Annotated in this window: 17 protein-coding genes; 10 read left to right on the forward strand and 7 right to left on the reverse strand. The window is 76.8% G+C overall.

Translation table 11 applies throughout. From position 1 onward, the window contains the following. Positions 1-193 precede the first annotated feature (193 nt). The 6 genes from ACI79D_RS05840 to ACI79D_RS05865 all read left to right on the forward strand — a co-directional run bounded on the left by ACI79D_RS05840 (position 194) and on the right by ACI79D_RS05865 (position 5254). The gene (locus tag ACI79D_RS05840; RefSeq protein ID WP_456917401.1) at positions 194-1087 is read left to right on the forward strand and encodes an aggregation-promoting factor C-terminal-like domain-containing protein; all 894 of its coding nucleotides are present in this window, start codon (positions 194-196) and stop codon (positions 1085-1087) included. 211 nt (positions 1088-1298) lie between these two features. After that, positions 1299-1508 carry a hypothetical protein gene (locus ACI79D_RS05845; RefSeq protein WP_456917402.1) on the forward strand — a complete coding sequence of 70 codons (210 nt, stop codon included), beginning with the start codon at positions 1299-1301 and terminating at the stop codon, positions 1506-1508. Next, on the forward strand, positions 1505-2140 hold the full coding sequence (locus ACI79D_RS05850; RefSeq protein WP_456917403.1) for a class I SAM-dependent methyltransferase: 636 nt from the start codon (positions 1505-1507) through the stop codon (positions 2138-2140). The genes ACI79D_RS05845 and ACI79D_RS05850 overlap by 4 nt, the downstream gene beginning before the upstream one ends. A gap of 27 nt (positions 2141-2167) precedes the next feature. Beyond that, positions 2168-3667, forward strand: coding sequence for a flavin-containing monooxygenase (locus ACI79D_RS05855; protein ID WP_456917404.1), 1500 nt, complete (start codon positions 2168-2170; stop codon positions 3665-3667). Continuing rightward, positions 3664-4509 (forward strand): SDR family NAD(P)-dependent oxidoreductase, encoded by an 846-nt coding sequence (locus ACI79D_RS05860; protein ID WP_456917405.1) that lies wholly within the window; start codon positions 3664-3666, stop codon positions 4507-4509. Before ACI79D_RS05855 ends, ACI79D_RS05860 begins: the two co-directional genes overlap by 4 nt. A 16-nt stretch (positions 4510-4525) precedes the next feature. After that, positions 4526-5254, forward strand: coding sequence for a DUF72 domain-containing protein (locus tag ACI79D_RS05865; RefSeq protein WP_456917406.1), 729 nt, complete (start codon positions 4526-4528; stop codon positions 5252-5254). 9 nt (positions 5255-5263) lie between these two features. On the opposite strand, the gene ACI79D_RS05870 is transcribed toward ACI79D_RS05865, so the two are convergent. The 3 genes from ACI79D_RS05870 to ACI79D_RS05880 form a co-directional block, all read right to left on the reverse strand. Beyond that, complete coding sequence (locus tag ACI79D_RS05870; RefSeq protein ID WP_456917407.1) at positions 5264-5455, reverse strand: hypothetical protein; 192 nt, start codon at positions 5453-5455, stop codon at positions 5264-5266. A 149-nt stretch (positions 5456-5604) separates the two neighbouring features. Beyond that, complete coding sequence (locus ACI79D_RS05875) at positions 5605-5922, reverse strand: antibiotic biosynthesis monooxygenase family protein (protein WP_456917408.1); 318 nt, start codon at positions 5920-5922, stop codon at positions 5605-5607. Positions 5923-5927: 5 nt separating this feature from the next. Continuing rightward, positions 5928-6416 (reverse strand): DUF2784 domain-containing protein, encoded by a 489-nt coding sequence (locus ACI79D_RS05880; RefSeq protein ID WP_456917409.1) that lies wholly within the window; start codon positions 6414-6416, stop codon positions 5928-5930. 100 nt (positions 6417-6516) lie between these two features. Here ACI79D_RS05880 and ACI79D_RS05885 point away from each other — a divergent pair, with 100 nt between their 5' ends. Continuing rightward, positions 6517-6912: a hypothetical protein gene (locus tag ACI79D_RS05885; protein ID WP_456917410.1), complete on the forward strand. Its 396-nt coding sequence runs from the start codon at positions 6517-6519 to the stop codon at positions 6910-6912. A gap of 7 nt (positions 6913-6919) precedes the next feature. Here the strand turns inward: ACI79D_RS05885 and ACI79D_RS05890 are convergent, their stop codons facing one another. Continuing rightward, complete coding sequence (locus ACI79D_RS05890) at positions 6920-7303, reverse strand: VOC family protein (RefSeq protein ID WP_456917411.1); 384 nt, start codon at positions 7301-7303, stop codon at positions 6920-6922. Between the two features lie 48 nt (positions 7304-7351). Here ACI79D_RS05890 and ACI79D_RS05895 point away from each other — a divergent pair, with 48 nt between their 5' ends. The 3 genes from ACI79D_RS05895 to ACI79D_RS05905 are packed head-to-tail and all read left to right on the forward strand — an operon-like array spanning position 7352 to position 8939. Beyond that, the gene (locus ACI79D_RS05895; protein ID WP_456917412.1) at positions 7352-7561 is read left to right on the forward strand and encodes a DUF4177 domain-containing protein; all 210 of its coding nucleotides are present in this window, start codon (positions 7352-7354) and stop codon (positions 7559-7561) included. A 17-nt stretch (positions 7562-7578) separates the two neighbouring features. Further along, complete coding sequence (locus tag ACI79D_RS05900) at positions 7579-8397, forward strand: pentapeptide repeat-containing protein (RefSeq protein WP_456917413.1); 819 nt, start codon at positions 7579-7581, stop codon at positions 8395-8397. After that, a complete protein-coding gene (locus ACI79D_RS05905) occupies positions 8394-8939 on the forward strand; it encodes a GXWXG domain-containing protein (RefSeq protein WP_456917414.1) in 546 nt (181 codons plus the stop codon). The genes ACI79D_RS05900 and ACI79D_RS05905 overlap by 4 nt, the downstream gene beginning before the upstream one ends. Before the next feature lie 4 nt (positions 8940-8943). On the opposite strand, the gene ACI79D_RS05910 is transcribed toward ACI79D_RS05905, so the two are convergent. The 3 genes from ACI79D_RS05910 to ACI79D_RS05920 are packed head-to-tail and all read right to left on the reverse strand — an operon-like array spanning position 8944 to position 11235. Further along, positions 8944-9390, reverse strand: coding sequence for a hypothetical protein (locus ACI79D_RS05910; protein WP_456917415.1), 447 nt, complete (start codon positions 9388-9390; stop codon positions 8944-8946). A 37-nt stretch (positions 9391-9427) separates the two neighbouring features. Next, positions 9428-10354, reverse strand: a complete 927-nt coding sequence (locus tag ACI79D_RS05915) for an anti-sigma factor RsbA family regulatory protein (protein WP_456917416.1) — start codon at positions 10352-10354, stop codon at positions 9428-9430. After that, a complete protein-coding gene (locus ACI79D_RS05920; RefSeq protein WP_456917417.1) occupies positions 10351-11235 on the reverse strand; it encodes an MEDS domain-containing protein in 885 nt (294 codons plus the stop codon). Before ACI79D_RS05920 ends, ACI79D_RS05915 begins: the two co-directional genes overlap by 4 nt. Between the last annotated feature and the right edge of the window lie 33 nt (positions 11236-11268).

Here is an 11268-nt window from a genome sequence, read left to right on the forward strand (position 1 = left end):
GCAGGGTCACCCGGCCGCGCGCCCCTCGCGCTTCCTCCTCGGCCCGCTGACCCCGCCAGCCCGCGACCGCCGGCGCCCGCGCGTCCCTCGCTGACCGCGCCCGGCACCCCCACCGACCACAGCACCGGGCTGTCCTCGCTCAGGCGAGGACCGGTCCCGCGCGCGCCCTCACGCCCCCGGAGCACCACACCCGATGTCCCGCCGCACGTCGCACGACCTCCGCCCGGCCGACGCCGACACCGTCCGCACCGAGCCGGCCACCCTGGAGCTCGCCGCCGCCGAGCCCGCCACCGCCGAACTCCCCGCCGAGCTCGCCACCGAGCCCACCGCCCGCCGCCGGCTGCGGCTGCCGACCCGGGGTCGCCGTCCGGCGATCCTGCTGGCCACCGCCGCTGCCGGTGCCGTCGCGGTCAGCGTGCTGACCACCGGTCAGCCGGCCGCCGAGGCCGACGCCGCGACGGTGAGCGCGTCCACGAGCGTCGCCGAGCAGCTGGGCCTCACCGGCTCCTCCGCCGCGGCGCCGTCGGACGACCTCGCCCCGCTCGAGGAGCTCACCGCGTCGCGCAGCGAGCGCGAGGCCGCCCAGGCGAGCGCCGCCCAGGCGCAGGCCGCGGCGGACCAGGCCGAGCTCGACCGCCAGGCCGCCGAGAAGGCCGCCGCCGAGAAGGCCGCCGCCGAGAAGGCTGCGGCCGAGCAGGCCGCCCGCGAGGCCGCCGAGCGCCAGGCGGCTGAGCAGGCCGCGCAGGCCGCACAGGCCGCCGCCCCCGCCCCCGCCCGCGCCGCGGCCGCCCCGGCCGGCGGCGGGTCGTTCAAGGACTACGCGATGAGCAAGGTCGGCAGCGCCGACCAGTTCTCCTGCCTCGAGAAGCTGTGGGGCAAGGAGAGCGGCTGGAACCCCAACGCGCAGAACCCCTCCAGCACCGCCTACGGCATCCCGCAGTTCCTCGACTCGACCTGGGCCGGCACCGGGATCGCCAAGACCTCCGACGGCTACCGCCAGATCGACGCCGGGCTGATCTACATCGACAAGCGCTACGGCTCGCCGTGCGGCGCCTGGGCGCACTCGCAGTCCACCGGCTGGTACTGAGCCGGCACCCCGTCCCGGGTCCGGGACGGGCAACAGCAGGAGCGTCGTCCGCGACGCGCACCGAGAGCCGCACGCCTCCCAGGGGGAGGGGTGCGGCTCTCGGCGTCCGGGGGCTGGGGCACCCTGGTGTCCGGCTCCCGTCGGCGACGGGACGGTCGCGAGCGAGACACCGTCGGTGGGTCCACCGACGCCGACACCAGGGAGACGCAGCGTGGGCCGGCGTTCCGTCGAGCAGGCTCCCGGGCCCGGGGACGCCGCCCGGCCACCCGGGCGGGCGCCTCGTGAGCTGCCGGCCGCGTGGGACCGGCCGATCTCGACCGGCAACCTGCTGGCCGACTGCGAGCGGTGGTGCCGCGACCACCTGCCCCGCCGGGAGCCGCGATCGCCGGACGCGACGCGGGTGGTGGACTCCCAGGCGTGAGACTCGTCCCGTCCCGGTTCGTCCGCGCCCACACCCAGGTCCGGCGACCGACCTGCGTCCCGGAGGTCCGGCTGCACGTGGCCGACGACGTCGTCGCCCTGTGGGAGGCGATGGAGGCCGACGGCGGCGCCGGTGAGGCCCCGCCGTTCTGGGCCGCGGCCTGGCCGGGCGGGCAGGCCCTGGCACGGTTCGTGCTCGACCGGCCGGCAGTGGTGGCCGGGCGTGCGGTGCTCGACCTGGGCTCGGGCAGCGGGCTGGTCGCCATCGCCGCCCGGCTGGCCGGCGCCCGCTCGGTGCTGGCCAGCGACGTCGACCCGTTCAGCCGGACGGCGATCGGCGTCAACGCCGGGCTCAACGGCGTCCCGGGGGTCAGCGTGACCGGCGACGTGCTCGGCCGCGACCTCCGCGGCATCGACGTCGTCCTGGCCGGGGACGTCTGCTACGACCGCGGTATGACCGAGCGGGTGCTGCCCTTCCTCGACCGCGCCCGCGCCCGCGGGGTCGAGGTCCACGTGGGCGACCCGGGCCGGCCGTACCTGCCGCACGACCGGCTGGTCGCCGAGGCGGTGTACGAGATCCCCGAGACGGAGGGCCCCGGTCTGCGGCGGACGACGGTCTGGCGCCTGCCGTGACCCCGCGTCGCGGATAGGGTCGCCCGCGTGACCGCCGAGACCGCCGCCGAGCACGTCGACGTCCTGATCGTGGGGGCGGGCCTCTCCGGCATCGGCGCCGCGTGCCACCTGCAGCGCGAGTGCGCCGACCGCAGCTACGCCGTCCTCGAGGCGCGGGAGGGCGTCGGCGGGACGTGGGACCTGTTCCGCTACCCCGGCGTCCGGTCGGACTCCGACATGTTCACCCTCGGCTACTCGTTCAAGCCCTGGACCTCGGCGCGGGCGATCGCCGACGGCCCGTCGATCCGCGCCTACGTCCAGGAGACCGCCCGCGAGCACGGGGTAGACCGGCACATCCGGTTCGGCACCCGGGTGGTCTCCGCCGAGTGGTCGACCGACGAGGCCCGCTGGACGGTCACCGCCGAGCGCACCGGCACCGGGGAGCCGGTGCGGCTGACCTGCTCGTGGCTGTCGGTCTGCTCGGGGTACTACCGCTACGACGAGGGGTACCGGCCGCGGTTCCCCGGCGAGGAGCGGTTCCGCGGCCCGATCGTGCACCCGCAGCACTGGCCCGAGGACCTCGAGTACGCCGGCAAGCGGGTGGTCGTCATCGGCAGTGGGGCCACCGCGGTCACCCTGGTGCCCAGCCTCGCCGAGACCGCCGCGCACGTGACCATGCTCCAGCGCACGCCCAGCTACGTGATCTCCCTGCCCGGCCGCGACGCGCTCGCCGATGCGCTGCGCCGCTGGCTCCCGGCCCGCGCCGTCTACCCCGTGGTCCGGTGGAAGAACGTGCTGACCTCCACGGCGTCCTACCAGTTCAGCCGCCGACGGCCGGCCGCCATGCGGCGGTTCATCCAGCGGCTGGCCGGCAAGCAGCTGCCACCGGGCTTCGACGTCGACACCCACTTCGGCCCGCCGTACGACCCGTGGGACCAGCGGCTGTGCCTGGTCCCCGACGGCGACCTGTTCCGGGCCGTCCGCGAGGGCCGGGCGTCGATCGTCACCGACCGGATCGCCGGCTTCACCGGGACCGGGATCGCCCTGGAGTCCGGCGCGGAGCTGCCGGCCGACCTCGTCGTCACGGCCACCGGGCTGAACCTGCTGCCCATCGGCGGGATGACCCTCACCGTCGACGGCGAGCCGGTCGAGCTCTCCGAGCGGGTCTCCTACAAGGGGATGATGATCTCCGGCGTCCCGAACCTCTCGATGACGATCGGCTACACCAACGCCTCCTGGACGCTGAAGGCCGACCTCGTCGCCCGCTACGTGTGCCGGCTGCTGCAGCACATGGCGGCGAGGGGGTACGCGACCTGCACGCCGGTCGCGCCGCCCGGCGGCGGCACCGAGCCGTTCATCGGGCTGGACTCCGGCTACGTCCGGCGCAGCCTCGCCGCCCTGCCCCGGCAGGGCTCCCGGGCGCCGTGGCGGCTGCACCAGAACTACGTCCGCGACGTGTGGCTCCTGCGGCGCGGCCCGCTGGAGGACGAGGGCGTCCGCTTCGCCCCCCGGCGGCCGGCCCGCGCGGCCGAGGAGGTCGCCGCGTGAGGCTCGCGCCCTACCGCTTCGCCGGCGGGACGGCGGTCGTCACCGGCGCTGCCGGCGGCATCGGCGCGGCGCTCGCGCAGGGGCTGGCGCGGCGGGGCAGCTCGCTGGTGCTGCTCGACCGCGACGCCGAGGGGCTGGCGGCGGTCGCGGCGGGGATCCGGGCGGCCCACCCCGCGCTCGCCGTCACCACGTACGTTGCCGACCTCGCCGACGCCGTGGACACCTCCCGGGTCGCGGGCGCCGTCGCCGCGGCGCACCCGGAGGTCACCCTGCTGGTCAACAACGCCGGGGTGGCCCTCGCCGGGCGCTTCGACCAGGTGACCCTCGAGGAGTTCGACTGGGTGCAGGAGGTGAACTTCCGGGCCGTCGTCCGGCTGACCGCCGCCCTGCTGCCGACGCTGAAGGCCCATCCCGGCTCGCACCTGGTGAACGTGTCCAGCCTGTTCGGGCTGATCGCCCCGGCCGGGCAGGCGGCCTACGCGGCCAGCAAGTTCGCCGTCCGCGGGTTCACCGAGGCGCTGCGCTCGGAGCTGGCCGAGGACGGCGTCGGTGTCACGTGCGTGCACCCCGGCGGCATCCGTACCCGGATCGCCGAGGACGCCCGCCTGGGCTCGGGCGTGCCGGCCGAGGAGGGGGAGCGGGGCAAGCGCGAGTTCGCGCGGCTGCTCACCATGGACCCGGCGAAGGCCGCCGAGGTCGTCCTCACCGCGGTGGAGCGGCGGCGGCCCCGGCAGCTGGTCGGCTGGAGCGCCGTCGTCCCCGACCTGCTGGCCCGGCTCACCCCCGGTTCCTACGGCCGGGTCCTGGCCGGGCTCACCGCCCTGACGGCCCGCCGCCGCTGACGGGTAGGGAGCGCACGTGGCGGTGCACGTCGGGACGTCGGGCTGGAGCTACGACCACTGGGACGGCGTCCTCTACCCGCCGGGCACCCCGCCGCGTGACCGGCTGGCGCACTACGTGCGGCGCTTCGGCACCGTCGAGCTCAACGCCAGCTTCTACCGCTGGCCCCGGACGGCGACCTTCGCGGGCTGGCGCCGCCGGCTCCCGCCGGGCTTCCAGCTGTCGGTGAAGGCGCCCCGCGGGCTGACCCACGCCAAGCGCCTGTACGCGCCGGAGACCTGGATCGGCCGGATGACCGCGTGCTGGCACGAGCTCGGCGACAAGCGCGCGGTGCTGCTGGTGCAGCTGGCGCCGACCCAGGAGCGCGACGACCGGCGGCTGGACTTCTTCCTCTCCCTGCTCCCGGACTGGATGCGGGTCGCCGTGGAGTTCCGCCACCCCAGCTGGCACGACGAGGGCGTGTTCGCGCTGCTCGAGCGGCACGGGGCGGCGTACTGCGTGATGAGCGGCGCGGGCCTGCCGTGCGTGCTGCGGGCGACCGCGCCGTTCGTGTACCTCCGGATGCACGGGCCGGACGCCGCGCACCTCTACGCGGGCTCCTATCCCGACGCCGACCTGCGCTGGTGGGCCGACCGGGTGGGGGAGTGGACCGCCTCCGGCCGGGACGTCTACGCGTACTTCAACAACGACGGGTACGGCCACGCCGTCCGCAACGCCGAGACGCTGCGGGCCCTGGTCGGCGGCTGACCGCGCGGCTCACCCGTCGCGGGCCACGTCGTTCCACAGGTCGAGGAGCTCGTCGATCCGCGCCCGGCAGCGGTCGATGCGGGCCGCCGACTCCGGGGTGGGGGTCCTGCGCTCCACGGCGCGGGCCTCGGCCAGGTCGACGCAGGCCTGGCGGAGGTCGACGACGACCGCCTCGTGCGGACTCTCGTTGACCACGACCATGGCTGCCTCCTGACGGTGCGGCGGTGGACTCCCGGGGTCGGCGGGGCTCTGCCCCTCCAGGGTGGCCCTCCCGCGGCCCCGCTGCCAGTGTCCGGTGCGCGTGGCGGCCACGAGCCGCGCCGAGCCCCTCCCCGCCGCCCGGACGGCGGTCACGCGGAGCGCGGTCCCGCGCTCTCGACGACCTGGAACGACCACAGCTGGGAGTGGCTGGCCACCGGTGCCCGGGACTCGCCACCGTGGTGGGCGCGGTCGAAGTCCTGGCTGTCGTGCCACGCCCGGAAGGCCTCCTCGCTCTCCCAGCGGGTGTAGACCAGGTACAGGTCGTCGCCCTCCTGCGGGCGGAGCAGCTCGAACCGCTCGAAGCCGGGAGTCCCCTCGACGGCGCCCGCGCGGTTCCGGAACCGCTCCTCGAAGCCCGCCCGCCGGTCCGCGGGCACCGTGATCGCGTTGACCTTGACGACGCTCATGCCCCTCACCCTCCCGCACGCGCCGGGGGCGGCGCTGCCCCTCGGTCGCCGGCCGAGGGCCCGATCCGGTGCCTGCCGGTGCGGTCCGGCCGGGCGGGATCGCGGCCGGACCGGTCCCCGCCCGGCCCGGCGGCCCGCCGGCGGCGCGCCGCCCGGACGGCGAGCAGCCCGTAACCCACCAGGTTGGGCAGCAGCACCACCAGGGGCAGCGCGACCTGCACCGCCGGGCTGCCGACGTCCAGGCCGACGGGGGCGAGGACGTGGTGGCCGAGGAACCCACCGGTGTAGGGCGCCAGCCCGGCCCGCGCCCGCAGCGCCAGCTCCAGCTCGGTCAGCGGGCACGGCGCCCCCGCCAGGTACACCGCGACGACGGCGGCGGCCACCGGCGCGTGCAGGAGCAGCAGCCGCGGCCACCGGAGGGCGAGCAGCGCGCCGCTCAGCACGAGGACGACGACGGCCGCGTGCACGACGGCGACAGCGGTGGCACCGACCACGGCACCAGCGTGGCACGGGTGGGAGCGCGGGAGCCACGCCGGCGGCGGCAGACTGGGGCGGCCGGCCGACGAGGTGCCGGGACGTCGCGAGGAGGACCGCATGAGCGAGCAGCCGGACGGCAGCCGGGACGCCGGCTCCGGCAACCGGGTGAGCCGGTCGGTCGAGGAGTTCGTCAGCCAGCTGCGCGCGTTCACCGACCGCGCCCGGGGGCTGGCCGCGGGCGCCGTCCCCTTCTCGCTGCCACGGCTGCCCTCCCCGCCGGGCGCCCTCTCGGCGGCCCAGCTGCAGGCGATCGACAAGGCGGTGCGGGGTCAGCGTCAGCAGATCCAGGCGATGACGGCCCAGCTGCAGGCCTTCGACGAGCAGCTGGCCGTCTTCGAGCGGATCCTCGACCCCCTCGTCGAGTGGAGCGCCACCTGGGCCCGGCTCGAGGAGTCGGTGGCCGACCTCGTGCGCCGCCAGCCGCCCGAGGACCGCTCGGCCGGGGAGGCCTGACCGCCGGTCAGCGCTGGTCGCGGCGCAGCGGGTGGTCGGGCGGGACCTCGACGAGCACGATCCGGACGCCGTCGGGGTCGGCCACCTCCGCCTCCACCAGGCCCCACGGCTCGGTCCGCGCCTCGCGCAGCACCGGGACGCCGGCCGCGCGCAGCCGCTCGACCTCGCCGGCGGCGTCGCGGACCTGCAGCCACAGGGCCAGGCCGCGCGGCGCCCCGTCGCCGCGGCCGGACACCTCGAGCAGGCCGTTGCCGAGGAAGAACACCTGGGCGGGGTCGTCGCGCGGCCCGAACTCCCGGTACACCGCGAGCCCGAGGACGTCGCGGTAGAAGGCCCGGGAGCGGGCGAGATCGCTCGGCCGCAGCAGGATCCGGCTGCTCAGCACGTCCACCCCGGCATCATCGGGGCGGACGGCTCCCGGCGACAGCAGGAGGACCCCATGGCCCAGCGCTACGAGTACAAGGTCGTCGAGCTCCGGGAGGGGCTCCTCGGCGGCAAGATGTCGGGTGACAAGCTGGAGAAGGTGCTCAACGAGCACGCCCGGGAGGGCTGGCAGCTCCGGGCCGTCACGGCGGTCGAGGTGAAGGGCCGCGTCGGCCCCGGGGGTGTCGAGGGCGTGCTGGTCACCCTGGAGCGCCCCATCGGCTGACCCCGCGGAGGACTCCCGTGCCCGACCTCGTCGACAGCCGGGCACGGCTGCGCGCCGACTGTGCCCGCTGCGCCGGCCTGTGCTGCGTGGCGCCCGCGTTCGCCGCGTCGGCGGACTTCGCGATCGACAAACCCGCCGGCCGGGCGTGCCCGAACCTGCTGGCCGACTCCCGCTGCGGGATCCACGCCGACCTGCGCGAGCGCGGGTTCCCCGGGTGCACGGTGTTCGACTGCTTCGGAGCCGGCCAGCAGACCGTGCAGGTGACCTTCGGCGGCCGCGACTGGCGCGGGCACCCCGAGCTCGCCACCGAGGTGTTCGCCGCGTTCGGCGTGCAGCGCCAGCTGCACGAGCTGCTCTGGTACCTCACCGAGGCCCTCGCACTGGCGGCCGCGGCACCGCTGCGCCGCGAGATGTCCGCAACCCGCGACCGGACCGAGCGGCTCACCGCGGCGGACCCCGACGAGCTGGCCGCCGTCGACACCGCCGCCCTGCGCCAGGAGGCCGGGGCGCTGCTCACGTCGGTCAGCGAGCTGGCGCGGGCGGGCACCCGCCGCCGGGCGCGGGACCGCCGCAACGCCGACCTCGTGGGCGCCGACCTGCGGAGGGCCGACCTGCGCGGGGCGAGCCTACGGGGCGCCTACCTCATCGGCGCGGACCTCCGCGGCGCCGACCTGCGGGACACCGACCTGCTCGGCGCCGACCTGCGCGGCGCGGACCTGCGGGGCGCAGACCTCACCGGCGCGCTGTTCCTCACCCGCCCGCAGGTGGCCGCGGCCCGCGGGGACGCCGCCACGACCCTCCCCGCCGGCCTGGAGCACCCGGCGCACTGGGCATGAGCGAGGACGCCGCCCGCTGGCTGGCCCGCCACCGCGGCGGGGCGGCGCCGGCCGACGTCCTCGCCTTCTTCGACCGGCTGCCGCCGGTGGACCCGGCCGGCCTGCTCGGCCGCTGGCGGGGTGCCGAGCTGCCCACCGGGTCCCGGCTCGACGGGCTGCTGGCCGCGCACAGCTGGTACGGCAAGGAGCTCGTCGACGCCGAGACCGTCCACCCGCTGCTGTTCGCCGGTCCAGACGGCGTCCCGCGGCCGGTCGAGCCGGCACTGGCGCCGCTGGGGCTGCTGCTGCGGTGCCCGGGCCTGGCCCGCAGCCGCGCCGCGCGGGCCGCGTTCGCCGCCGTCCGGCCGCTGCTGCGCACCGACCGGCCCGCCGCCCGGCTGCGGGTCGTCACCCACCGCGGCGTGGCCACCGGCGCGCTCCTCTACGACCGGCTGCCGATCGTCGACGTGTTCCGGGAGGTCACGCCCGACCTGCTGCTCGGGCTGATGGACCTGCGCGGCCTGCCCGAACCGTTCGCCTTCCTCCTGGAACGCGAACGCTGAGTCCTCAGGGCTGCGGCGGGGCCTCGTCGGCCTCGCCGGGGCGTCCCCTGCGGCGCAGCAGACCGCTGACCGTGCCGAGCCGGGTGGTGGCCTGGCGCAGGGTGTGCACCAGCGGCAGCAGGTCCTCCGAGATGCGCCGGAGGGTCTCGGGGACGGTGTCGATGGCCGGGTCGTCGAGCACCTTGCCGACCCGCTCCAGCCCCGGCCGCAGCGACCGGACCGGCTCCTCCAGCTCCTCGACGAGGGTCTCCAGCCGCTCGGCGGTGCGCTGCGCGGAGGAGATCGTCTCGGTGGCGACGGCGGTCGCGGCGATGAGGTCCCGGACGGCGGTGTTGAGGTCGGTCATCGTCCGCGGCAGCTGCGCCAGCGCCTCGGTCTGGGCCTGCAACTGGGCGATGAGCTCGGACAGTCCGGGGATGCGGGGCATGCCCAGGCCACGGAAGGGGTCCACGCCGCAACGGTCGGGGACGCGGCGGCCCGCCGCAACGTCAGCGCCAGGTGGTGACGCGGACCGTCGTCCCTCCCGGCGTGCTGCGGACCTGCACCAGGTCGCAGAGCTGGTGCACGAGGTAGACGCCGCGGCCGCCGATCCGCGCGGCGTCGGGCAGCCGCCGGCCGACCAGCGGGTCGGTCAGCCGGCCGGCGTCGGAGAACTCCACGTGGGCGGCGTCGGGCTCGCTCCACATCGCCAGGGTCCCGCTGCCCCCGCCGTGCCGGACGCTGTTGGTGGCCAGCTCCGAGGCGGCCAGGGCCAGCGCCTCCACCCGCTCGTCGGGCAGCGCGCAGGAGCGGGCCCACGTGGCGACCGTGCGCCGGACGGCCGGCAGGTCCGCCGCGCGGAACTCGCCGCGCAGCACGACGTCGGCCGGCGGCGGCAGCGGCGCGGCCATGAGTTCGGCCGCGGTCAACCGGGGACGGCCGGTGGGCTCGGGGCCGTCCGGCCCGGACCGGTACGGGTGTGTGCTCTGCGCCCGGGCGCACACCGCCGGTGGGAGACCCCCGGCGTCGTAGGGACACAGCAGCCGCCAGGCCGGCCCGGCGCCGAAGGCCTCGTCGAGCAGCACCTCGTGCAGCTCGCACTCGGCGAGCTCGGCGGGCCGGCGGGCCCGGTGCGCCGGCTCGCCGACCCCGCGCAGCACGCGGCCCTCGCGGTTCGCGCGGTCGAGGGCGCCGGCCCAGACGCCGATGATCCGGCCCGGGTTGGCGCCGACCTCGGTCATGTCGAGCAGCTGCACCGCGGCCGCGTCGGACCCCAGGGCGTCGCGCAGCAGCTCCAGCCGGGGGCGCGGCTCGACGACCACGACGGTCTCGTGACGCTCGAGCCCCTCGCGCACGAACCCGAGGACGCCGTCGAGGAAGCCCTCGTCGCCGGAGTAGGTGACGGTCTCGTGCAGGAATCCCGCGGGTGCGTTCACGCGCTCCCTCGCTGGAGCCCGACCGGGGCCACCGCGTCGTACCCGAGCAGCCGCCACACCCGGGCGAACAGCGGCGAGGCGCCGACCAGCGCGACGCCCCGCCCGCGGTGGAGACGGTCCTGGGCCCACGTGGCGATCGCCCGGCAGCCGGCCGCGTCGGCGAACTGCAGCCCGGCGAGGTCGAGCGTGACGGAGTCGGCGGCATCGGCGGGGGAGGTGGCCAGGACCCGGCGCAGGCGGTCGGCGCCGAAGGCGTCCACGCAGCCGGTCAGCACCACCCGGCCGTCGTCGACGAAGACGGAGAAGGGCGCGACGTCGTCGGGCAGCGCCCCGTCGGGGACGTGCAGCTGCGGGTGCACGGTGGCGACCGCGGTGAGCGCGTCGGCGTCCAGCGCGTCGCGGCGGTAGGCGCACAGTGCGGACATGCCGACGCCCGTGGCCATGAAGTCGTCGGCCAGGTGCTCCCACCGGGCCAGCTCGTCCCGGGTCCGGGGGTCGGCGGCCAGCGCGGTGAGCTCGGCGACGACCCGCAGGCCGGAGCAGCCCTCCTCCACCGCCCGCCGGGTGGCCGTCTCGTAGAAGGCCAGCTGCTGCTCGGGGACGAACCCGCCGTCGGGGGTGTAGGCGTCGGTCAGGGCCAGCAGGGTCAGCCGGCCGTCGGCCAGGAGGTCGCCCAGCGGGCCGAGCGGGCCGGGGTCGTGGCGCAGCAGGGCGATGCCGTCGTGGTCACCGACGTAGAGCAGCCGCTCGCCCCGAGCGAGCCCGTCGGCCAGGAACCGCGCGGCGGCCCCGGCCAGGGAGTCGGCGTCGTCGTGGACCCAGCAGACGTGGTCGGCAGGCCCGGTGACGACCGGGTCGGTCATCGGTCCTGAGGCGCGCACGGGGCCACGTTAGGCCGTCACCGGCCCGGGGCG

This window comes from Geodermatophilus sp. SYSU D00708 (assembly GCF_054050115.1).

Coding starts and splice junctions, on each gene's coding strand:
- ACI79D_RS05840 (WP_456917401.1), top strand. CDS start 194: ATGTCCCGCCGCACGTCGCACGACCTCCGCCCGGCCGACGCCGACACC.
- ACI79D_RS05870 (WP_456917407.1), bottom strand. CDS start 5,455: ATGGTCGTGGTCAACGAGAGTCCGCACGAGGCGGTCGTCGTCGACCTC.
- ACI79D_RS05875 (WP_456917408.1), bottom strand. CDS start 5,922: ATGAGCGTCGTCAAGGTCAACGCGATCACGGTGCCCGCGGACCGGCGG.
- ACI79D_RS05885 (WP_456917410.1), top strand. CDS start 6,517: ATGAGCGAGCAGCCGGACGGCAGCCGGGACGCCGGCTCCGGCAACCGG.
- ACI79D_RS05895 (WP_456917412.1), top strand. CDS start 7,352: ATGGCCCAGCGCTACGAGTACAAGGTCGTCGAGCTCCGGGAGGGGCTC.
- ACI79D_RS05905 (WP_456917414.1), top strand. CDS start 8,394: ATGAGCGAGGACGCCGCCCGCTGGCTGGCCCGCCACCGCGGCGGGGCG.